At 39.7% G+C, this 22,045-nt stretch carries 20 protein-coding genes and 1 tRNA gene; 13 read left to right on the top strand and 8 right to left on the bottom strand.

The window, feature by feature from the left end:
* Positions 1–3,532 (bottom strand): pyruvate:ferredoxin (flavodoxin) oxidoreductase (nifJ, locus tag P9Q65_RS08985; RefSeq protein WP_304509067.1); only part of this gene is annotated, 3,532 nt, incomplete at its 3' end.
* Between the two features lie 440 nt (positions 3,533–3,972).
* Between nifJ and P9Q65_RS08980 the strand changes: the two genes are divergently transcribed.
* The 9 genes from P9Q65_RS08980 (at position 3,973) to P9Q65_RS08940 (ending at position 12,446) form a co-directional block, all read left to right on the top strand.
* Positions 3,973–4,905, top strand: a complete 933-nt coding sequence (locus tag P9Q65_RS08980) for a hypothetical protein (protein WP_304509066.1) — start codon at positions 3,973–3,975, stop codon at positions 4,903–4,905.
* A gap of 167 nt (positions 4,906–5,072) precedes the next feature.
* Entirely contained in the window at positions 5,073–5,549 is a 477-nt protein-coding gene (gene greA, locus P9Q65_RS08975) for a transcription elongation factor GreA (RefSeq protein ID WP_304509069.1), read from the top strand.
* 102 nt (positions 5,550–5,651) lie between these two features.
* Positions 5,652–7,109: a lysine--tRNA ligase gene (lysS, locus tag P9Q65_RS08970; RefSeq protein WP_442870847.1), complete on the top strand. Its 1,458-nt coding sequence runs from the start codon at positions 5,652–5,654 to the stop codon at positions 7,107–7,109.
* Between the two features lie 381 nt (positions 7,110–7,490).
* Positions 7,491–8,345: a diadenylate cyclase CdaA gene (gene cdaA / locus P9Q65_RS08965; RefSeq protein ID WP_304509064.1), complete on the top strand. Its 855-nt coding sequence runs from the start codon at positions 7,491–7,493 to the stop codon at positions 8,343–8,345.
* Positions 8,342–9,613, top strand: coding sequence for a CdaR family protein (locus P9Q65_RS08960; protein ID WP_304509063.1), 1,272 nt, complete (start codon positions 8,342–8,344; stop codon positions 9,611–9,613). Before cdaA ends, P9Q65_RS08960 begins: the two co-directional genes overlap by 4 nt.
* Positions 9,614–9,632: 19 nt before the next feature.
* Positions 9,633–10,982 (top strand): phosphoglucosamine mutase, encoded by a 1,350-nt coding sequence (glmM, locus tag P9Q65_RS08955; protein ID WP_304509062.1) that lies wholly within the window; start codon positions 9,633–9,635, stop codon positions 10,980–10,982.
* Between the two features lie 111 nt (positions 10,983–11,093).
* Positions 11,094–11,167: transfer RNA gene (locus P9Q65_RS08950), tRNA-Arg, on the top strand.
* A 228-nt stretch (positions 11,168–11,395) separates the two neighbouring features.
* Complete coding sequence (locus tag P9Q65_RS08945) at positions 11,396–11,824, top strand: helix-turn-helix domain-containing protein (RefSeq protein ID WP_304509061.1); 429 nt, start codon at positions 11,396–11,398, stop codon at positions 11,822–11,824.
* A complete protein-coding gene (locus P9Q65_RS08940; protein ID WP_304509059.1) occupies positions 11,796–12,446 on the top strand; it encodes a hypothetical protein in 651 nt (216 codons plus the stop codon). Before P9Q65_RS08945 ends, P9Q65_RS08940 begins: the two co-directional genes overlap by 29 nt.
* 342 nt (positions 12,447–12,788) lie before the next feature.
* Here the strand turns inward: P9Q65_RS08940 and P9Q65_RS08935 are convergent, their stop codons facing one another.
* Complete coding sequence (locus P9Q65_RS08935) at positions 12,789–13,466, bottom strand: hypothetical protein (protein WP_304509058.1); 678 nt, start codon at positions 13,464–13,466, stop codon at positions 12,789–12,791.
* Positions 13,463–13,795, bottom strand: a complete 333-nt coding sequence (locus P9Q65_RS08930; protein ID WP_330695326.1) for a PadR family transcriptional regulator — start codon at positions 13,793–13,795, stop codon at positions 13,463–13,465. Before P9Q65_RS08930 ends, P9Q65_RS08935 begins: the two co-directional genes overlap by 4 nt.
* Before the next feature lie 273 nt (positions 13,796–14,068).
* Here P9Q65_RS08930 and P9Q65_RS08925 point away from each other — a divergent pair, with 273 nt between their 5' ends.
* The 3 genes from P9Q65_RS08925 (at position 14,069) to P9Q65_RS08915 (ending at position 16,903) form a co-directional block, all read left to right on the top strand.
* The gene (locus tag P9Q65_RS08925) at positions 14,069–14,521 is read left to right on the top strand and encodes a MarR family winged helix-turn-helix transcriptional regulator (protein WP_304509057.1); all 453 of its coding nucleotides are present in this window, start codon (positions 14,069–14,071) and stop codon (positions 14,519–14,521) included.
* Between the two features lie 89 nt (positions 14,522–14,610).
* Complete coding sequence (locus P9Q65_RS08920; protein ID WP_304509056.1) at positions 14,611–15,972, top strand: MATE family efflux transporter; 1,362 nt, start codon at positions 14,611–14,613, stop codon at positions 15,970–15,972.
* A gap of 154 nt (positions 15,973–16,126) precedes the next feature.
* Positions 16,127–16,903, top strand: coding sequence for a ZIP family metal transporter (locus P9Q65_RS08915; RefSeq protein WP_304509055.1), 777 nt, complete (start codon positions 16,127–16,129; stop codon positions 16,901–16,903).
* 225 nt (positions 16,904–17,128) lie between these two features.
* Here the strand turns inward: P9Q65_RS08915 and P9Q65_RS08910 are convergent, their stop codons facing one another.
* The 5 genes from P9Q65_RS08910 to P9Q65_RS08890 all read right to left on the bottom strand — a co-directional run bounded on the left by P9Q65_RS08910 (position 17,129) and on the right by P9Q65_RS08890 (position 21,430).
* Positions 17,129–18,022 (bottom strand): ABC transporter substrate-binding protein, encoded by an 894-nt coding sequence (locus P9Q65_RS08910; protein WP_304509054.1) that lies wholly within the window; start codon positions 18,020–18,022, stop codon positions 17,129–17,131.
* Between the two features lie 22 nt (positions 18,023–18,044).
* A complete protein-coding gene (locus P9Q65_RS08905) occupies positions 18,045–18,644 on the bottom strand; it encodes an ABC transporter permease (RefSeq protein ID WP_304509053.1) in 600 nt (199 codons plus the stop codon).
* Positions 18,645–18,648: 4 nt separating this feature from the next.
* Entirely contained in the window at positions 18,649–19,290 is a 642-nt protein-coding gene (locus P9Q65_RS08900; RefSeq protein ID WP_304509052.1) for an ABC transporter permease, read from the bottom strand.
* Positions 19,287–20,414, bottom strand: coding sequence for a betaine/proline/choline family ABC transporter ATP-binding protein (locus P9Q65_RS08895; RefSeq protein WP_304509051.1), 1,128 nt, complete (start codon positions 20,412–20,414; stop codon positions 19,287–19,289). The genes P9Q65_RS08900 and P9Q65_RS08895 overlap by 4 nt, the downstream gene beginning before the upstream one ends.
* A 377-nt stretch (positions 20,415–20,791) precedes the next feature.
* Complete coding sequence (locus tag P9Q65_RS08890; protein ID WP_304509050.1) at positions 20,792–21,430, bottom strand: TrkA C-terminal domain-containing protein; 639 nt, start codon at positions 21,428–21,430, stop codon at positions 20,792–20,794.
* Between the two features lie 451 nt (positions 21,431–21,881).
* On the opposite strand from P9Q65_RS08890, the gene scfA reads away from it, so the two are divergent.
* Positions 21,882–22,028, top strand: coding sequence for a six-cysteine ranthipeptide SCIFF (scfA, locus tag P9Q65_RS08885; RefSeq protein ID WP_066053385.1), 147 nt, complete (start codon positions 21,882–21,884; stop codon positions 22,026–22,028).
* Positions 22,029–22,045: the final 17 nt, after the last annotated feature.

Raw genomic sequence — 22,045 nt, 5'->3', positions numbered from 1 at the left:
AGAATAACTCAGACATCTTTTTGTAAGACTGGTATTTTTCTGTTGCCTGTTCTGCGGCTTCTTTCAACAATATTTTGGCTGTTTCAGGGAAGGTACGAACCAAAGAGGAATAACGAACCTCACCCATAATAAAGTCATTGTAATCCATAGTAGGCTCTTTGGAGTCTAAAATAAACGGATTTTTCCCTTCTTTTTTCAAATCAGGGTTGTAGCGATACAAGAACCAATAGCCCGCATCTACCGCTAGCTTGCTTTCCAGCTGGGCGTTTGCCATACCTTTCATAATACCGTGGTTAATACAAGGCGCATAAGCAATAATTAAGGATGGTCCTTTATAAGCCTCTGCCTCTTTCATTGCTTTAATCAGCTGTGCTGGGTTTGCACCCATAGCAACCTGTGCCACATAGATATAGCCATAGCTCATGGCCAGCATACCTAAATCCTTCTTTACTGTAGGTTTACCACCGGCAGCAAACTGTGCAACTGCGCCAATAGGAGTTGCTTTGGAGGACTGTCCACCTGTGTTGGAATAGACTTCTGTGTCAACAACCAAAACGTTTACGTCTGCACCGGAGGCTAAAACATGATCCAGACCACCATATCCAATATCGTATGCCCAGCCGTCACCGCCGTACATCCACATGGATTTTTTGGTAAGGTGTTCTTTGTTATCCAGGATAAAGGCTTTCAATTCAGCACCTTCTCCGGAAACCTTAGCTTTTTCCAAAGCGACAATCAAGGCCTTGGTATCTTCTTTACTTCTGTGGCCGTCATCGTAATGGTCAAACCAAACTTTTGCCGCTGCATGTAAAGCTTTATCATCGCAAACAGCCAATAATTCTTTTAACTGCATTTTAATGCGTTCTCTTTGCTGTTCTACAGCAAGAACCATACCCATAGAGAATTCAGCGTTGTTTTCAAACAAAGAGTTACTCCATGCAGGGCCCCAACCGTCCTTATTCGTGGTATAAGGTACGCAAGGAGCTGCTGCGCCCCAAGCCTGGGTGCAGCCTGTTGCATTAGCAAGATACATTCTGTCACCGTAAAGCTGTGTCATTAGTTTTGCATAGGGTGTTTCACCACAGCCGGCACAAGCACCGGAGAACTCAAGTAAAGGCTGTTCAAACTGGCTTCCCTTTACACTGTATTTGTCCATAGGATTTTCTTTATGGGAAAGGGCTAAAGAGTATTCCCAGTTTGTCATTTCACCCATTTGTGTATCCAAAGGTTTCATGGTCAAGGCTTTTTCTTTTGCAGGGCAAGCTACAACGCAAGCGCCGCAACCCTGGCAATCCAGAGGATCAATTTGAATACGATAACGATATTTGCCAATTTCCCCAGCACCGTTTGCCTTCTTTGTTTCATAGCCGTTAGGTGCATTGTTTGCTTCTTCCTCGGTAAGGAGGAAAGGACGGATGCAGGCATGAGGGCAGACATAAGAACATTGATTACACTGAATACAGTTATCGATGTTCCATTCAGGTACGTCGATAGCAACCCCACGTTTTTCATAAGCAGAGGTACCCAAAGGCACTGTGCCGTCCTCTCTGCCTAAGAATACGGAAACGGGGAGGGTATCACCCTTTTGCGCATTCATAGGAATTAAGAGTTTTTCCACATATTCTGGAAGAATGCGTTTTAGATCATCTTTATTTACATCCTTTGCATTTTTCCAGCTTTCAGGCACATCAATTTTTTCTAAACCGCTTAACCCTGCGTCTACCGCAGCAAAATTCATATTTACAATCTTTTCACCTTTTAATCCATAGGATTTTTCAATGGCAGCTTTCATATAGCCTACGGCATCCTCTGCAGGAATAATGTTTGCCAATTTAAAGAAAGCAGACTGTAAAACGGTATTTGTTCTGTTACCCAGACCAATTTCACGGCAGATTTCCACAGCGTCAATGGTATAGAAAGAAATATTGTTGTTAGCAATATATTTTTTTACTTCCGCAGGAAGGTGGGTATCCAATTCATCTGCTTTCCAGCCACAGTTTAAAAGGAAAGTACCACCCGGTTTGATTTCGGAAACAATATCATATTTATTAATATAGGATTGATTATGGCAAGCAACAAAGTCAGCCTTAGAAATCAAATAGCTGGAGCGGATTGGTGTGTCACCAAAACGCAAATGACTTTTTGTGATACCGCCTGATTTCTTTGTGTCATATTCGAAGTATGCCTGCGCATATTTATCGGTATGGTCCCCAATGATTTTAATGGAGTTTTTATTGGCGCCTACGGTACCATCAGAACCAAGCCCCCAGAATTTACAAGCAATGGTAGATTCGCTTGCTACTTCCGGTTCTGCACCAACAGTAAGAGAACTCATGCTTACATCATCATGAATGCCCACGGTGAAGTGATTTTTTTGTTCTCCCTTCATGTTATCAAATACGGAGATAATTTGAGCAGGCGTAACATCTTTGGAGGAAAGGCCATATCTTCCCGCAAGGACTTTAAGAACTCTGCCTTTTTCCATTAAAGCGGAACAAACGTCTTCGTAAAGGGGTTCGCCTAAAGCACCGGGCTCTTTTGTCCGATCCATAACAGTGATGACTTTGGCTGTTTCGGGCAGAGCCTTCATAAAGTGTTCCATGGAGAAAGGACGATACAGATGAACCTGTAAGAAGCCAATCTTTTCGCCTTTTTCGTTAAGATATTCCACAACTTCTTGAATTGCACCGGAAACGGAGCCCATGGCAATGATGACATGTTCTGCATCGGTAGAACCAAAGTAGTTAAAAAGCTTGTAGTTTCTGCCTGTAATTTTATTGATTTCGTTCATATATTCTTCCACAATGCCAGGAAGTCGTTTGTAAAAAGGAGAGCAAGCTTCTCTGTTTTGGAAGAAAACATCAGGATTTTGTACGGTGGAACGCTGAACGGGACGCTCGGGATTCAAGGCGTTTTTGCGGAACTTTCTCAGTTCATCCTGATCCATGAGTTTTCCGATTTCTTCATAATCCATGATTTCGATTTTTTGCAGTTCGTGGGAGGTTCGGAATCCATCAAAGAAATGGATAAAAGGAACACTGCCTTTAATTGCTGCCAAATGGGCAACACCGCCCAAATCCATAACTTCTTGTACGGATGCAGAGGAAAGCATAGCACAACCGATTTGACGACAGCTCATTACGTCGGAATGATCGCCAAAAATAGAGAAGGCATGGGTTCCCACGGTTCTGGAGCTAACGTGGAAAACACCGGGTTTTAGCTGTCCTGCAATACGATACATGGGGGGTATCATTAATAAAAGGCCTTGAGAGGCAGTATATGTAGTTGTTAAAGTCCCTGCTTCCAAGGCACCATGCATAGCACCTGCAGCACCTGCTTCGGATTCCATTTCAACCAAACGAACGGTTTGACCAAAAAGGTTTTTCTTGCCATTGGCTGCCCAGGTATCAACATGTTCCGCCATAGGGGAGGATGGGGTGATAGGATAGATGGTTGCAACTTCAGTAAAAGCGTAGGAAATATACGCAGCAGCTTCGTTACCATCCATAGTTTTCATGATTTTAGTATTCATGAGTGTTCTCCTTTCATATACAGTATACAAAATACTTCTAAAATACATCCCGTATCCATCGAAACGAACACAGGGTAAATACGTCTTTCCTAATTTGATGATAGTTTGCAAGTTTGTTGTTGTCAATATTTCACCAATAAAATTTATTGGAAAGAGTGCTGAATCAGCTATAAAAAATAATTTTTGTGTATTTTTACTATATAGTAATTGTATTCGATTCAAAACATATATAATTATATTAAAAAGGAAAAGGCGATATGATTTAGTTGGTAAAAAATAGGAACTGCGAAACGAAGAAAATTGTACAAAAATACAAACAATTTATTTTTTTTATGAAAGCTAAGGGGTTTTAAATAGGTTATTATGAAAAATAAGTTGGAAGCATTTCTGCATTGTATGACAATAAATACATATTTTTATGGGGAAGAGGGGGAGATTATATGAAAATTGCAGAGGTTCGTTTTTTGGAAGAAAGAGAACAATTATCCTTACCTGGTTGGACCAACATTTTAACGAAGAAATTACGGGAAAAATATATTCTTTCAAAGAAACCTTACACCATTTATGAAAAGGACGATACACTGTTTGGGGTGTTGTCCACTGTTCCAGGGCAAGGCTTGCCAACACCTTGGCGGGGCAAGGCGGAGGCTTTGATAAAAACCTTGGCGGCAGAAGGCGCGGGAATCATTGTTGGGCCCCATGAAGGTGAATTTCCTCAAAAAATTTTGCCTGTTGCCAACGGGAGAATTTTGGCAGCGTTATTTGCCTTTGACGGAGCGGCAGAAGCATTACGACGTCAGGGGAAAAATCCGGAGGAAGCACATTATGTGATTTCCGGTACCGATCCCCAAGTATTGCCGCTGGTTTTGGCAGGTATGGGTGATTATGTGAATCATCTTTCGTTTTTTGCGGATAATACTGGGGAACTGGAAGAAATACAAGAGGAGCTTTTTGCAGAAAAGGGCTTGTTGACAGAGGTATTTTCTTCCCCCAAAAATCCCTTGTTTTCTGAAGGGGATGGGATTATCGTTTGCGGTATGGAGCAGACGGGTTATGAGCATATATTAAAAAGATATGCCGTTTTTATTGATGCTGCGGGAAACCGTCCCACATTACGCAGATTGTCCCAAAGACGTTGGGATGTTGTAGCAGCCGAGGGGTTTTATTTTATCTTAGATGGCAAGCAGTTGGAAGGCAGAAGGGCAGAAGCTGAGGCATTTATCAATTGTATGAGTTTCCAAAATTTTTGGTTGGATCATTTTCCCAAAATGCAGGCTGAGGAAATTTATTTTGACTTAAAAGAGAAGGGCTTTTGTGTCAGCGGGTTTTCCACTCTGGGCAAGCGGGTAAAAATTCCGAAAAATCAAGGATGATTTCCATTTTCGGGGGATTTAAACATTGACAACCCTTCTTTAAGTATTATATAATTTATCAATGAATTTTGAGGGTCGAGGCCCTCTTTTTTCCTTAGTTAATGTAGTATGGACAAGGAAAAATGAAAAAGCGGAGAATTCCGGGAAAAAGGGAGATGACAACGGCCATGGCTGATAAAAAGGTTGTTTTAACTTATGATGGATTGAAAAAGATGGAAGATGAACTGGAGAATTTGAAAACCGTCAAAAGAAAAGAAATTGCAGAAAAAATTAAAGAAGCGAGAGGACAGGGTGACTTGTCTGAAAATGCGGAATATGATGCAGCCAAGGAGGAACAGGCTGAAATTGAAGCAAGAATTGTTGTTCTTGAAAAAATGCTGCGTAATGCAGAGGTAATTGATGATGAAGATGTTTCAAACGATGTAATTGGTTTGGGTTCCACGGTAGAGCTGTATGATGAGGAGTTTGACGAAGTTATGACCTATACCATTGTAGGTTCTGCAGAGGCAGATCCCATGAATGGGCGTATTTCTAATGAGTCCCCTGTGGGTAGTACCCTTTTAGGACACAAAAATGGTGAAAAAATCAGTATTGAAACGCCGGATGGTGAAGCAGTTTTTGAAGTAAGATCTATTAAAAGATAACGGAGTGTGAAGTTGGCAGAACAAAAGCCAAAAGGGAATGGAGGAAAGAACGTGGCAGAGCAGAAGGAAAACGTACAGGAGAAGGAATTAACGCAGCAGGAGTTGAGCGAGCAAATTCTTATCCGTCGTGATAAACTGGCACAATTGCAGGCAGAGGGAAAGAATCCTTTTGAAATCGTGAAATTTGATGTAACCCATCACGGCGATGAAATTAAGGATGGATTTGATGCGTTGGAAGGAAAAGATGTGGCCATTGCAGGGCGTTTGATGAGTAAACGTATTATGGGGAAGGCGTCTTTTTGCAATATTCAAGATCGTAACGGAACCATTCAGTCTTATGTTAGCCGAAACGATATTGGCGATGAGGAATACGCTGCATTTAAAAAATTTGATATTGGCGACATTATCGGCATCAAAGGCTTTGTTTTCCGTACCAAAACAGGCGAAACCTCTGTACATGCAAAAGAAGTGACTTTGCTTTCAAAAAGCCTACAGGTTCTGCCTGAAAAGTTCCACGGCTTAAAGGATCAGGAATTGCGCTATCGTCAAAGATATATGGACTTAATTGTGAACCCGGAAGTAAGGGATACATTTATTAAACGTTCCAAAATTATCAGTGAAATCAGAAGATTTTTGGACGGAAAGGGCTTTTTGGAAGTGGAAACCCCTGTTTTGCAGACCATTCCCGGCGGTGCCTCCGCAAGACCGTTTATTACCCACCACAATACACTGGATATTGATATGTATTGCCGTATTGCCTTGGAATTGCCTTTAAAGCGTTTGATTGTGGGCGGCTTTGAAAGAGTATATGAAATTGGACGTGTATTCCGTAATGAAGGGATTTCCGTAAGACATAACCCTGAATTTACGTTGATGGAATTGTATCAGGCATATACGGACTATAACGGCATGATGGACATCACAGAAGAGATGTTCCGTACCGTTGCACAAAGTGTGCTTGGTTCAACAAAGGTTCAATATGGCGGTCATGATTTAGACTTGGGGCAGCCTTTTGCAAGAAAAACCATGGTTTCCCTGGTTAAGGAGTTTACAGGAGTAGACTTTGATTTGGTGAAAGATACTGAGGAAGCAAAGGCTTTGGCAAAAGAACGCCATGTAGATTTTGAGGATCGTCATGTGAAAGGGGATATTCTACTGTTATTCTTTGAAGAGTTTGTAGAAAAGAACTTGATTCAGCCAACCTTTGTTATTGACTATCCTGTGGAGGTTTCTCCTTTGACGAAGAGAAAGCTTGAAAACCCTGAATATACAGACCGTTTTGAGTTATTTATTGTGGGTAGAGAATATGCAAACGCATACTCCGAATTAAATGATCCCATCGACCAGCGTGGACGTTTTGAATATCAGGAAATGCTCCGTGAAGCGGGAGACGACGAAGCAAATATGATTGATGAAGACTTCTTAACTGCATTGGAGTATGGTATGCCTCCTACCGGTGGTTTGGGCGTAGGAATTGACCGTTTTGTTATGTTGTTGACAGAAGCTGTCTCTATCCGAGATGTTATTTTGTTTCCGACGATGAAGCCCTTGGATAAATAATTTCCAATGTAACATTTTTCAGAATGCTGATATGAAAAATATGCTTTTATTTGGGGCAGGGATACAGTTTCAATAAACTGAATTTTGTAAGAACACTTTCATGGAGAAATCTTGGAAGTGTTCTTTTTTGGTGCTGAGAAGATTTCATTTGCCATATTCTGTTCTATAGGGGTTTTCATAGACTTTATATAACAATTCAGTTGCGTTTATGCTATAATGTGTATAAAGAATGCAAACAAGAGTCTATGTGTATTTTTACAGGAGCTTGAAGTTCGAAAAAATGTTCAATAAAGATATGCAATTTTTTTCTGCTTCTTAAGATTCTATGGTATGATATATAAATGGGAAGGAAGTCAATTTTTAAGGAATTGGGTGTGTATTATGGAAGCGTTTATGGGTTTTTTTGATAACTTAGGGGTAACCGGCTTTGTACGGCCTTCTTTTGGTTTTTTTGATATTTTGGACATTCTGATTGTTGCATATATTATTTATAAAATTATTTTTTGGATTAAGGAAACCAGAGCGTGGGTTTTGTTTAAAGGTATTTTGGTTATTCTGGCTTTGGCGGCGATTGCAACCATTTTGCAGTTAAATACAATCCTTTGGATACTGTCTAATACGATTTCTGTTGGTATTATTGCTGTTATTGTTGTTTTCCAGCCGGAATTGAGAAAAGCCTTGGAACAGCTGGGAAAAGGTCAGTTTTTTTCCTATTTTATGCGCACAGAGGAAGAGGAAGGCAAGAAAGTAAGTGTCCGTACGGTGGATGAAATTATCAAGGCCGTAGATAAAATGGGAGCCGCACGCACAGGGGCTTTGATTTTGATTGAACAGGAAGTGCCTTTAGGAGATTTAGAAAGGACGGGAATTCCCATTGATGGGGTGATTTCCAGTCAGCTTTTAATAAATATTTTTGAACATAATACACCGTTGCATGATGGTGCAGTGATTGTTCGCAGAAACCGTGTGGCGGCGGCAACTTGCTTTTTGCCTTTGACAGACAGTAATGAAATCAGTATGGAATTAGGCACGAGGCACCGTGCGGCAATTGGTGCCAGCGAGGTATCGGATGCCTATGTCATTGTAGTGTCAGAAGAAACGGGCTCTATTTCTGTGGCAAGGGGCGGTGTCCTTTACCGGGATTTGACCGCGGAGCAATTAAGAACGATGCTTTCACAAACCAAGAAAGTTGGTAAAAAGAAACTCTCTTTTTGGAAAGGAAGGCAGGCTAAATGAAAAAATTTCAAGAATTACTGATGAAGGATTTGGGATGGAAACTTCTCTCCATCGGCATTGCCATTATTATGTGGTTCATGGTAATCAATATCAATCAACCTGTGGATACCAGAACCTATTCGAAATACATTACTTTAGAAAATATGAATGTTTTAACCAATAGAGGGCTTACTGTGGAGAATGCGGGGGATTTAACCGCAACAAAGGTAAGTATTAAAGTCAAAGCTCAAAGAACGGCTCTTGACCGTTTGAACCAGTCTAATGATTGGCTTGATGTTTCTGTAGATTTATCGGGGCTAACCTCTGTTATGGATGGAGATACCGTTTCATTACCAGTTAATGTGGAAATGATAGGTGTTTACTCGGGATATACCATTGTGAGTAAGGTGCCCACGACGGTTGAGGTGCATATTGAAAAAATTGCAAGCAAAGAGCTTCCTATTACCATATCCATGGAAGGGGAACTTCCGGCAGACGTTTTATATTCCGGGCCTGTTCTAAGTGCGGAAACGGTTACAGTGAATGGACCTGCGTCGGCGGTGGAACAGGTTGCAACAGTAAGCGCCGGGATAAATGCCAAGGATGTTGCAGATAATATACAGCTTGGTGCGAAGCTGATTGCTTTTGATGCCAAGGGGGTTCCTGTGAAAGGGGTTAGTCTTGGGATATCAGAAATCAGTGTTACATATCATGCGTTGAATTTAAAAACAATCCCCATTAAAGTTAATATTTCTGGCACACCGGCTGAGGGCTATGAACTAGGAGAAACAACGTGTACCCCTCAAACTGTAGAGGTGGTTGGCGCTGCGGAAGCGCTAACTGATTTTGTGTATTTACAGCTTCCGGATATTGATATTTCGGGACGTAGCTCTGATGTAAGCAAAAGCTTTCCAGTGGCAGATTATCTTCCGGAGGGCGTACAAGTAAAAAATGGGAATAGTTCTACAATATTGATTGATGTACAAATTTTAGGAGTGAATAGCCGTGAAGTAACAGTTGATTCAGATCAGTTGACTGTCCAGAAACAGGAAAAAGGAAAGGACTACCAACTTAGTGGAAGTACCAATGTGAACATTACCGGTGATGAAGCGTTGATTAATAGCATAGATGAGAGTACTTTGACAGGAACTGTTGATGTAAGTGGACTTACTATGGGTCAGCATAAGGTTCTTATTGCATTAGACTTGCCTGATGATGTAACGGCAGGTTATGCTTATATTGATGTTATCGTTACGGAGGAAACAGCCGTATCGGATAACGAATCGTGATTGTTGGAGGAGAAAGAAGATGGGAAGATTATTTGGTACTGATGGTGTTAGAGGTGTTGCCAATACGGAATTGACCGGTGAGATGGCATATCAGCTTGGTCGGGCTGGGGCTTATGTTTTGACGAAGGAGAAAAAACATGCTCCCAGAATTTTGGTTGCAATGGATACACGAATCAGTGGGGATATGCTGGAATCTGCTTTGGTAGCAGGAATATGCTCTGTGGGGGCGCATGCAGTGCTTGCAGGGGTAATTCCTACACCTGCTGTGGCATATTTGGTACGTCACTATCGGTTGGATGCAGGGGTTATGATTTCCGCATCCCATAACCCTGTTGAATATAACGGCATCAAGTTTTTCAGTAATCAAGGTTATAAATTGAGTGATGAATTAGAGGAAGAAATTGAAGATATCGTATTAAGCCGTATGGAAGTTTTACCTTGCCCAATAGGCAGTGGGATTGGAACAAAATCCTATGCAGAGGATGCACTGGATGATTATATTGCCTTCCTTAGGGATACTACAAAAGAGCGCTTCCGAGGGATAAAAGTAGCATTGGATTGTGCCAATGGAGCAGCTTTTAAGGCGGCACCCATTACGATGCTGGAACTGGGTGCACAGCTTTGCATTATACATAATGAGCCTGATGGAACAAATATTAACGAAAAATGTGGTTCTACCCATATGGAGGATTTAGCTGCGTTGGTGAAAGAAAATGGCGCCGATATTGGTTTTGCCTTTGACGGTGATGCAGACCGCTGTTTAGCTGTGGATGAAAATGGAGAATTGATAGACGGCGACAAAATTTTGGCAATTTGCGGTTGTGAAATGAAAGCCAAGGGAGAATTGAAAAAAGATACCGTTGTGGGCACAGTTATGTCTAACCTAGGGTTGACGATTATGGGTCGTGAACAGGGAATTTCTGTGTTGCAGGCTAATGTTGGTGACCGATATGTTTTAGAGTGTATGCTGGCAGAAGAATATAATTTAGGCGGTGAGCAGTCAGGGCATATCATTTTTCTGGATTATAATACAACGGGTGATGGTGTTTTAACGGCAATTCAGCTTTTAACTGTCATGAAACGCAGTGGCAAAAAAGCATCAGAATTGGCTAAAATTATGGAGGTTATGCCTCAGGTTTTAGTAAATGCTCGGGTTAACAATACCAAGAAAAATGATTATATGAGGGTGCCTGAAATAAAATTGGCCATAGAAGCTTTGCAGGAAAAATTTTCTGGAGAGGGAAGGGTATTAATTCGTACTTCAGGGACAGAGCCTTTGGTTCGTGTAATGATCGAAGGTAAAGACAAAGAGGCCATGGAGAGAGAAGCGAAAAAGTTGGCTTCTTTTATAGAAGATAAGCTTCAATAAAAAAATTCCCCTGTTGTAGCAGAAAATAACTTGACTACAACAGGGGTTACGCATAAAATAGAAAAGGACTGATTATTAAATGCTTTTATAAAATCTGTCTCCGTAATATATGTCTCAGTAGCTCAGCTGGATAGAGCGTCCCCCTCCTAAGGGGAAGGCCGCAGGTTCGACTCCTGTCTGGGACATCATAAAGGGTTGAAGATTCAAGGTTTCTTGGGTTTTCAGCTCTTTTTCTTTACTTAAAATTCTACTTTCCTAATAAATGGAAGCAAGATGACCTGTGAGGGGTGGTCTTTTTTATTTTTGCTTTTTTAATCACAGGTTAAGTTTTTGAAGCGTTAATTAAACAATTGCTCAATTGTAAATGCACAATATCCACGTTAAAATGAATGTAAGAACAGGAGGTCGAGATAATGAAAATGAGTGAACAGATAAAGCTTCATAGAAAAGATATAGGTTTAACTCAAGAACAAGTGGCAAATTATTTGGGGGTTTCAACTCCAGCGGTGAATAAATGGGAAAGAGGAAGTACATATCCTGATATATCATTGCTTCCTGCCCTGGCTCGGTTGTTGAAAATAGATATGAATGAACTGTTTTCTTTCTGTGAGGAGTTGACAGAGCTTGAAATTGCGCAGTTTTCAAATGAACTTTCGGAAGTTGCACTCAATAAAAATATTGATTTTGCTTTTGAAATGGCAGCAAAAAAAATTCAAGAATATCCACATTGTGATTCATTGATTTATATGGCTGCAACAATCTTGAATGCCGCATTGACATTGTCTGCAACTAGGGAAGAAAAGAAGGAAGAATATGAAAAAAAAAATTATGGTATGGCTTGAACATTCTGCGAATAGTCAAGACGAAAAAATAAAATTTCCAGCTATTTATATGCTCGCTACAAAATATATTCAGCTACAAGACCATGAAAAAGCCAACCTTCTTTTGGAAAAAATCCCGGATATCAATATTGATAAAGCAATGTTACAGGTAAATATCTTAATGCAGCAGGAAGAGAAAGATGCAGCAGCTATTCTTTTGGAAGGAAAAATTATACAAATTTTGGCAAGGCTACAAAGTTACCTATATAAGCTGATTGAGATTGAAGAACAAACCGGAAACCATTCTGAAGCAGATTGGATAACAGAAATTGCAGACAAAATGGTCTCCTTGTTTGGTCTTTGGAATTATGGTTCGGTTGTACCTCATTTACTGATTGCGACATATAGGAAGAATGTAGAGGAATGTGTTAGATTGATAAAAATAATGTTAGAAGAAGCGCAGAGACCGTGGAGTATGAAAGAATTTCCATTGTACTACCGATACCCCGCAAAGAAATCATTTGAAAATGTTGGGCATAGTTTTATCCATGCAATTATTTCTGAAATTAAAACCCAGAAGGAGTATGAATTTTTGAAGGACAATGAAGAAGTCAAAAAGATACTTGTTAAATATGGCGAATAACCAAAACCTTGAAAGTAACATGCATAATTGAATATTTGTTGCCTGCGTATGGACTAAAAAGCAGGGAATTTTTATGGTTCTCTGCGTCTTTTATACTCTTGCACTTCATGTAAATGAAAAATCCATCACCGGATAGTAATAAAATCTCTTACTTTCTGTTGAAAACGTTGCTTTGTTAATTCAGAGGCTTTGGGAATTTTAAAATATTCAATTAAGTATTTCTACATTTCCTGTTGGATCTTAGGACTTAGAAGGTTTGATGCGGCATATAACTAAGTTGGAGGGATACCGAATAAAAAAATCCATGTACTGGCATAAAAATGGGTACATGGATTTTTTTATTTATTGAATCTTTGCAAGTATCCGATGGATGATATATAACGCAAGGGTGAAACTACATGCAGCGAATATATTTACAGTAAAAAGTGTTGCTTTTCCTACCCAAGAAATAAATAGAAAAATTGCCATGATACCTGCGCATAGGAAAAAAACTTTTAATTTACCCATAGCTTCTTTTTTTCCCATTTGGAAAGAATTTTTAGTTACGATTCTGACGACCATCATGGCAATTATGATAATGGAAATGGCAGAAATGATATTTCCAACTGAAATAGAAATCATGTAACTTAGCGCTTTCCCCGTGGCAAAATTTCGGATCAGGGCGATGGTTTCATCTGCCATAATAATATTGATTGCGCTTAAAATAGATAAGCTGTAGACGATGATGTCCAAAAACTCCAAAGCTTTTTCTTTCGTGTTTCTTGGTGGCAAGTTTGCGATGATATCATCACAAAAGTCTTTATAATCCGCCCCAATGACAGACTGAATATGTTCCCCTCTTTTTTGTGCGGATAAGATTATGTCCAGCAAATCCTGTCGGATTACCTCTTGGTTATATTCAGAGATATCTGCGCCACGCAAGTAGCAGACAATATCGGTGTAAGCCTCCTGGTTTTCAGTATGAATCTGTTTATCTAATTCGTTGTTGAACTGATTCAGTTTTTTTGTTTGTTTGTTCATTTTATTTGCCCTCCATCTTGAAACAGCAGGTTTACAGCCTGTTCCAGTTTCATCCAATTAGAATAAAAGAGATCCAATTCCTTTTTGCCTGCCATGGAAATGGAAAAATATTTTCGTTTCGGCCCCAGTGGAGATTCTCGATATTGTGTTGTAATCAATCCGTTTTTCTCAAGCCTCAATAAAAGGGGATAAATCGTTCCTTCTGAAATGTTTGAAAAGCCGTATTTTTGCAGTTCTTGAGATATTTCATAGCCATAAGTTTCTTTATAGCTGATTACTTTGAGAATACAATTTTCCAATGTACCCTTTAACATTTGTGATGGGATCAAGTACTATCACCTCTTTTTACTATTATGTATTGCAATATACTTGCTATATTGTAATGCATAATAGATAGGGTGTCAATATAATTATAAAAATTTTAAGATCGATTAATTACAAATTTGCCCTAAGTGTCACTCCATAAATACAAATTGAAATAAAATTCAAAAGAATTTTACAAAAACGGGAAAGGACAGCATTTTGTACCAATTTTATCTTGACAGGAAAATTCTGTATAGGTATAATACTGTTTAGATACTATACGATAAGGAAGTGACTTTATGCATGACTACCGAGAACTGTCCCGTTTAAGCGAGCGAACAATGCACAAGTATTTGCAGTTTGAGAAAAGGGCAAGATGTTATGGCACGGAAACACCATTGACCCAAGCAGAGATTCATACCATTGCTATCGTAGGAGAAAATCCGGACATTAACATTACTGAGCTTGCCAAGCTTCGGGGGATTACTAAAGGGGCGGCATCTCAGATGGTGTACAAATTGGTGGACAAAGGCTTTCTTTCAAAACGTGTTTCTCCTAATTCTGATACGGAGGTGTGCTTGACACTGACGGAAAACGGAAGAACTGCTTTTCAAGCCCATCAGAAATACCATGAAGAATCAGGTACAGAATTTCTGAAAATATTGAGTGAAATGCCTCAGGAATATCAAGATTATTTGGTACAGTTCCTCCTTGATTTAGAGAAATTTTTGGACGAAAAATTGAAAAAGTAAAAGAATTTGCTGACAAAGTCGGCATTTCTTTTTTGCTAAAAAGTATAGTTTCTATACAGTATTATAACGAAACAGTTGGAGGTATTAACATGGACACAAATAAAAATTTTAACATGCTTTCACAAGCGCCTATTTCAAAGGCTCTATTAAAGCTAGGAATTCCTACCATGGTAGGTATGATGATTTCGGCACTGTATAATTTGGTGGATGCCTACTTTGTGGGCACCCTAGGTACTTCTCAGCAAGCAGCAGTGGCAGCGGTATTTCCTATTGGCCTTGTTATGTTAGGGGTTGGTTTGTTGTTTGGCTGCGGTGCAGGCAGTTATCTTAGCAGACTTTTGGGCAATGGGAAAAAACAAGAAGCGGATGAGTGTGCATCCACCGCCCTTGGTCTTGCCGTGATTTCCGGCATTGTACTGGTGGGGATTATGCTTGGAGCCATCAATCCATTGCTGCGTTTATTGGGCTGTACGGATACGATGCTGCCGTATGCCAAGGAATATGCAATCCCCTTTATCTTTGGGCTTGTTATTAACGTGTTTAATGCAACAATGAGTAATCTTGCCACAGGAGAGGGTGCACCTATTTATTCCATGCGTGCTATGCTTTTGGGGGGTGTGGCAAATATTATTCTAGATCCGTTACTGATTACTATCCTGCATATGGGTGTTTTTGGTGCAGCAATTGCTACATTAATATCAAGGCTTATTTCATTTTCTGCCTATTTACTATACCTTTTTCAGAAAAAAAGTAGCCTTCACTTTTCTTTCGGTAATATTCGTATGGACAAAAAATTGTTTTTGGAAATTGCAAAAATTGGAATTCCTACTTGTATCTATCAAATTTTGTGTAGCGTAGCTTTGTCTGTTATGAATAATCTTGCCATGCCTTACGGAGATGCAGCCATTGCCGCAGTAGGTATTGTCAACCGTATTGTTACCCTTGGATTTATGACAATCATGGGATTTTTAAAAGGGTATCAAACTTTTGTGGGATTCAATTATGGTGCAAAGAATTATGTTCGAGTACGCCGTGCCACCCAAACAGCACTTCTTTGGACGTCTTCTTTCTGTATCATTTGTTGCACGGCAATGCTTGTGTTTCGCATTCCTTTGATACAGGCTTTTAACAAAAATGACCCTGAGGTTTTATCTATTGGCACACGGGCGTTGATATTTAATGCCATTACTTTTTTAGTGGCAGGTTTTCAATATGTCTATACCACAAAATTTATGGGCCTTGGAAAAGGGCTGGAAGGAGGGCTTGTAAGTCTTGGAAGACAGGGGTTTTTCTTCATTCCCATCATCTATCTTTTTACAGCAACTTGGGGCTTACATGGTCTTATTTTGGCACAACCTGTAGCGGATTTTCTTTCCTTCGCCTTGGTAGGAATCCTTGCTTTTAGAAACAAAAAAGAAGAAAAGAGACTGATTTATGCTAATGCAGTTTGAGAAAAGTGTGGTGGATGTTTACAATGTTATGTGCTGCAAAGGAAAATAAAGGTAAAAACGTTTTACGAATCATTTTTTGCGTGCTATACTTACCAAATAGGAAATTGGTATCTTAAGATAAAAAGAGATATTGTTTTATAAGTGAGGTGATATAGTGAAAGATTTTATAATTTTATTAATTCCGTTTCTTGGGACTTCGTTGGGCGCTGCCATGGTTTTTTTAATGAAAGAAGAAATGAATCTTCAAATAAAAAAGCTGCTTTTGGGGTTTGCGGCGGGTGTTATGATTGCGGCATCCGTATGGTCATTATTGATTCCGGCACTTGAACTGTCGGAAGCGCAAGGAGGGATTTCCTGGTTACCTGCATTAATAGGATTTTTGCTTGGGGTTGGATTTTTACTCCTTTTGGACAGTATCATTCCTCATTTGCATATGGACAGTGATACACCAGAGGGAATGCCCAGCAAATTATCAAAAACATCTATGCTCATTTTTGCCGTGACATTACATAATTTCCCCGAGGGGATGGCAGTTGGCGTAACTTTTGCGGGCGCAATGCTTGGGGATAGTAATATAACGATGATGGCCGCCCTTGCTTTGGCGGTGGGGATTGCAATACAGAACTTTCCTGAGGGTGCTATTATTTCCATGCCATTGCGTAATGAAGGAGCAAGCAAGAAAAAGGCCTTTTTCATGGGCGTGGGATCGGGTGTTGTGGAGCCCATTGGTGCGGTGATTACCATTCTTCTTGCAAAGCAAGTAGTGCCCTTATTACCTTATTTTCTCTCTTTTGCTGCAGGGGCAATGATTTATGTGGTTATTGAAGAATTAATTCCTGAGGCTCAGGAGGGAGCGCATTCCAATATTGGGACAATCGGTGCGGCATTGGGTTTTGCGTTAATGATGGTGCTGGATGTAGCATTGGGATAATCGCATAAAAGGCTAATCGCTATGTATTTTGGTTTTTTCAGATGGGACAGCTGACAAAATGAATTTCAGTAATATTGATTCAAAACAAAAAAAGCCCGTATTGCAAGGTTTAACAGATAAACATTCTGTTTTGCAATAGGGCTTTTTTCTATGATTCTTCAGAAAATCCTAAGAGGCAGGCTTTTTTGAAGATTTAGTTTTTAAATCAGAACGCGGTGTGGTGTATTAGTCTAACAAACCTTTGCTTGTCAGGAAGTCGGTAGCAACTTGAGCTACGTCCTTCTGCTCAACATTTATCTGATAATTTAAATCTGTCATTTCTTCATCAGAAATTTGTCCGGAAAGGAGATTAAGCACATCTTCCAGCTCAGGATGATTTTTCAATGTTTCGTTTCGAATGATTGGAGCTGCATAATAGGGTGGGAAGAAGTTCAAATCATCTTCCAGTACCTGTAAATCATATTTTTTGATTTCCGCATCAGTAGCATAAACATCAGTAACATCCATATCACCGTTGCCGATTGCTTGATATTTCAGAGATACGTTCATCATTTTTGGATCACCTTTAAAGGAAATTCCGTATTTTTCACAAAAACCCTCAAATCCATCTTCACGGTTAAAGAAATCGTTTTCGCCGCCGTATACAAGATTTTCAGATACGCCTACAAGATCAGAGGATTTTACCAACCCATATTGGTCGGCAACTTCGCGTGTAACTGCAGTTGCATAAGTGTTGTTAAATCCAAAAGGCTTCATCCATTTAATATCAAATTGTTTATCAAATTCCTCGGAAACTACTTTATAAGTTTCGTCAGGGTCACTAATAACATCCATTTTTAATTCGGCAACCAAACCGGTGCCGGTATATTCGGCATAAATATCAATGTCACCTTTTTTAATTGCTTCAAAATTTATAAAGGTTCCACCCATATTGAGCTTACGTTCTACTTTCAAATCTGTCTTGTTTTCAATCAGCTGTGCAAGCATTTCACCAAGTACGATATTTTCACTGAAATCTTTAGAGCCGATTGCTACGGTGTCCTTGCTTCCGCATCCAGTTAGTGCCAAAGATAAGATTGTTATGGCGCTTAACGCCAAAGCTAGTATTTTCTTTTTCATATTTTATTTCCTCCTTAGAAAATTATTTTGCTCGATTTACGAGTTTTTGTTCCACTTTCGACATAAAGAAATCGAAAACCAGTGCCATAATTACAACGGGAATCGTCCCTTTCATAATTGCGGGAAAGTTCATAGTCTGAATTCCTCGGTATATTGGAAAGCCCAGTCCACCAGAGCCAATCAAAACGCCGATGACTGCAATTGACAATGCAGTAACGGTGGCGATTTTGATGCCAGAAAAAATCATGGGGAAGGAAAGGGGCAGTTCCACCCTAAACATCCGCTGAAGCTTGGACATTCCCATACCCCGTGCTGCATCTTTTAAATGGGGCGAAACCCCTGTCAGTCCGATATAGGTATTACGAACAATGGGCAGAAGGGAATAAAGTATTAGTCCTACAATCAGTGTTACATTGCCAAGACCGAAAAAGATCATTAGCAAAGCAAGAAGTGCCAAAGAAGGAATTGTTTGTAACGAATCTACAATCCAGAGAATCACTTTATCAAGATAGGGAACCCAATAGGAAATAATTCCAAGAAATATTCCTAAAACTGTAGCAATTCCAATGGCAATCAGGACAATTACCATATGCTCCACAATTAGGGAAAATAAATTAACCATTCTATCACCTCCTGATCCTTAAGCCTTTGGGCGTAATTGCACGCTGAATAAAACCGATGAGTGCACTTGCCACAAGAGCTAGAATGGCAGCGGGGATTGCCCCGGCAAGAATGTATTTCGTTTCATAGCTGGAAAGACCTGTCCAAATCATATCTCCCAGACCGCCTGCACCGATCATACCTGCAAGAGTTGCCCAGCTGATGATGTAAACAGTGGATAGACGTAGTCCACCAATGATTGCGGGCATGGAAAGTGGAAGTTCAACTTTAAATAAGATTTGGTTTCCGCTCATTCCAATACCTTTTGCTGCTTCTATATAATGCATGTCTACCTCTGTGATACCAATATACGTATTGCGCAGAATCGGCAAAATGGCATACAAGGATAGTGCCGCAATTGCCGGGGGCTTACCTATGCCAAAAAGAATGAGCATAATACCCAGTAATACAAGCCCTGGGATGGTCTGGATGACACCAACAACTGCTAAAACATATTTTGCTATTGATTTATGACGTGACAGCACAATTCCAAGGGGAACAGCAATGATAACACCAATGCCCACAGAGATAAAAACAATTTCAATATGGACGAGCAAAGCCTTTAGAATTTCGTTAAAATGTTTTGTTAAAAATTCTGAATAACTCATTGCGTCATCTCCCCCCACAGAGCTTCGCCCATAGCTTTTGCCATACTGGTTTTTGTGATAAGGCCGGCAACGGTATTATCGTCGTTCAGCACCACAACATACCCGGTAGGAGAAGCGATCAATAGCTCGAATGCCTCCTGTGCATTGGAATTTCGATTTACAGTCATGGATTCCATGGTGACAAGCCCTGCGATTTCTTTTCCCGCTTTTCCTTGGGCTTTGATTTTATCAACAGAAACGGTACCACAATAGGTATCATCATCCTCCACAACAATAAGTGAGGATACATCTCTTCTGCTCATCAGTTCGATACATTCCAAGGTTTTCTTTGTTTTTGGCACTGTAAGAACTTTTGCACGCATAAAATCAGAAGCCACCATATTTTCGGCGTCATTTCCGTTATTCATATGCTTGCCAAGGAAGTCTTTAATGATGGGATGGGCGGGGCTTTGCAGCATTTCCTCGGGAGAGGCCATCTGCAATACTTTACCTTCATTCATAAAAACAATGGTGTCTGCAAGACGTAACGCCTCGTCCATATCATGGGTAACAAAAACAATGGTTTTACCAAGTTTCTTTTGAATTTTTTTGATTTCCTCCTGAAGAGAATCCCTTGTTACAGGATCCAGAGCACCAAAAGGCTCGTCCATCAAAACGATGGGAGGGGATGCTGCAAGGGCACGCAAAACACCGATACGCTGCTGCTGTCCGCCGGAAAGCTCCGAAGGATATTTTTTTGCATTTTCTTCATAAGGCATATTAACCAAATCCAACAAGTGGTGAACGATTTCGTCGATTTCTTCTTTTTTATAGTTGAGTAACTTTGGTACAATGGCGATATTCTGTTCTACTGTCATATTAGGAAAAAGCCCGATCTGCTGAATGACATACCCGATAGTACGGCGTAATTTTACCGGATCCATCTTGGTAATATCTTTACCATCTATATAAATTTCACCGGAGTCCGGTTCGATTAAACGGTTAATGGTTTTCAAAGTTGTTGTTTTCCCACAACCGCTGGGTCCGATGAGAATTACAAATTCACCTGCTTTTATATCCAGAGAAAGATTATCCAAAATAGTTTTCTTTCCATAACTCTTTTTTACATTGCGAAATTGAATCATCTATACAAAATCTCCTTTCATTTATTTTTAGACTGACAACTTAAATTATACATATAAAGTTGTCAGATGTCAAGTTGTGGAAGGTTTTGTAGGGTAGACAGCAGGCGGGATTAGGCTTGCGCAAGGGTGCGAAGTCATAGTTTTTTTATCAGAATTAAAGGTTCTTGAATTTTATGAAATAATAAAAAAAGCCCGACTGTTTGGGAGAAAAAATTCCCTACAATACGGACTTTATTATTTGTAAATATTTAGAGAAAATACAGTTTTTAAAAATAAAATTTATTTTCAATTTTATTTGTGAAACGAAAGAACTTCGCAAGGTAAAAATTCCAGCCAAGATCTACATTTTATTCTAAAATAGAGGATAAATGGGGTTTTTATTCCTGGTCTAATGGCGGCTGCATAATATATTTTGTAACTGTTTCAATGGTTGAAATATCTCCCACGAAAATCAGTGTATCATCTTCCGTGAGAACAGCATAAGGCCCTGGGGAGAGGATAACTTTATCCTTTCTGCGAATAGCAATGATTGTTGCACTGGTTTTTTGCCAAAACTTAAGTTCCAGCAGGCTCTTGCCGATTACTTGAGAATTGGCGGGAATATCAATTTCATAATTCTGAAATGGATTGCTTTTTGAGAACTTTTCGCTGGTACGCACCAAATGAGACACCATTTCACGTATCTGTTCACTTAACTCATGCTGTTGCTCCAAGAGTTTTCTTAATTTACGTTCTATGAGACGAATATCATTTTGCTCGCTGAAACGCAGGGCAAATTCCTTTGCTTTTTCCACCGATAGGATAACCACGCCGCTATTTTTTCGCACTTCCACAATTCCCATATCTTCAAGGAGTTTTAAGGCTCTGCGAATTGTTTCCGGAGAAACGCCATATTCCGATGACATGACAGAACGTCCGTAAATTTTCGTGTTTTCTTTCAGTTCTTCTCTTGAAATACGCAGTGCGATATCTAGCGCAATCTGTGAATAAACGGGTGGATTGATTTTTTCCTTCATAATAAACACCATTTCGCTTTTCATTATAAATTTTTTGCAAGTTATTTTTGTATAATAAATACAGTTAGTATTGCCTTAATAAATGAATGCATTCATAATAGAGGATACAATTCTGCATTATAAATATAGACAGATAAGGTACTGGAGTGTTATAGTCCTCCAAGCACTATGAAGCATTCTAACATATTTCCCATATGAAGTCCAGTAAGATTCACTATGTATACATACTATAATTCATTTCAATCAAACAGGGGAAATTTATAGAATCAAAAAGAATAAAAAGCCTCAAAAACAGGGGATAATTGTTGATCTCTTACGGTTTCGCCTTGACATTTATGTTGGGTTGTTATATACTTTTTCAGTATATAAAGCGATTTTCAGCGGAAGAGTTTTCCTCTTACAGACGACAGAAAACGCATAGAATTTTCATACTTAGAATGGAGATGAAACCGTGGAGAGAATTAAAACAATTAAAACTCGTGACCTGAAAAAGAGCGTAGCTTTTGGCGGCTGTGGCGAATGCCAGACATCTTGCCAGTCTGCTTGCAAGACCTCCTGTGGCGTTGCAAATCAGCCCTGCGAGAATAAGCAGAAGTAAGCTCAAAAGGCTTGACA

The organism is Anaerotignum sp. (genome assembly GCF_030625865.1).
In the GTDB taxonomy this organism is placed as follows: domain Bacteria; phylum Bacillota; class Clostridia; order Lachnospirales; family Anaerotignaceae; genus Chakrabartyella.
The sequence above is the reverse complement of the archived record's forward strand: the minus strand, read 5'-3'. Positions and strand labels throughout refer to the sequence as shown.

Bases quoted from the DNA above. Each gene is read 5' to 3' on its own strand.
- P9Q65_RS08980 (WP_304509066.1), top strand. From the start codon at position 3,973: ATGAAAATTGCAGAGGTTCGTTTTTTGGAAGAAAGAGAACAATTATCC.
- greA (WP_304509069.1), top strand. From the start codon at position 5,073: ATGGCTGATAAAAAGGTTGTTTTAACTTATGATGGATTGAAAAAGATG.
- cdaA (WP_304509064.1), top strand. From the start codon at position 7,491: ATGGAAGCGTTTATGGGTTTTTTTGATAACTTAGGGGTAACCGGCTTT.
- P9Q65_RS08960 (WP_304509063.1), top strand. From the start codon at position 8,342: ATGAAAAAATTTCAAGAATTACTGATGAAGGATTTGGGATGGAAACTT.
- glmM (WP_304509062.1), top strand. From the start codon at position 9,633: ATGGGAAGATTATTTGGTACTGATGGTGTTAGAGGTGTTGCCAATACG.
- P9Q65_RS08945 (WP_304509061.1), top strand. From the start codon at position 11,396: ATGAAAATGAGTGAACAGATAAAGCTTCATAGAAAAGATATAGGTTTA.
- P9Q65_RS08940 (WP_304509059.1), top strand. From the start codon at position 11,796: ATGAAAAAAAAAATTATGGTATGGCTTGAACATTCTGCGAATAGTCAA.
- P9Q65_RS08935 (WP_304509058.1), bottom strand. From the start codon at position 13,466: ATGAACAAACAAACAAAAAAACTGAATCAGTTCAACAACGAATTAGAT.
- P9Q65_RS08925 (WP_304509057.1), top strand. From the start codon at position 14,069: ATGCATGACTACCGAGAACTGTCCCGTTTAAGCGAGCGAACAATGCAC.
- P9Q65_RS08920 (WP_304509056.1), top strand. From the start codon at position 14,611: ATGGACACAAATAAAAATTTTAACATGCTTTCACAAGCGCCTATTTCA.
- P9Q65_RS08910 (WP_304509054.1), bottom strand. From the start codon at position 18,022: ATGAAAAAGAAAATACTAGCTTTGGCGTTAAGCGCCATAACAATCTTA.
- P9Q65_RS08905 (WP_304509053.1), bottom strand. From the start codon at position 18,644: ATGGTTAATTTATTTTCCCTAATTGTGGAGCATATGGTAATTGTCCTG.
- P9Q65_RS08900 (WP_304509052.1), bottom strand. From the start codon at position 19,290: ATGAGTTATTCAGAATTTTTAACAAAACATTTTAACGAAATTCTAAAG.
- P9Q65_RS08895 (WP_304509051.1), bottom strand. From the start codon at position 20,414: ATGATTCAATTTCGCAATGTAAAAAAGAGTTATGGAAAGAAAACTATT.
- P9Q65_RS08890 (WP_304509050.1), bottom strand. From the start codon at position 21,430: ATGAAGGAAAAAATCAATCCACCCGTTTATTCACAGATTGCGCTAGAT.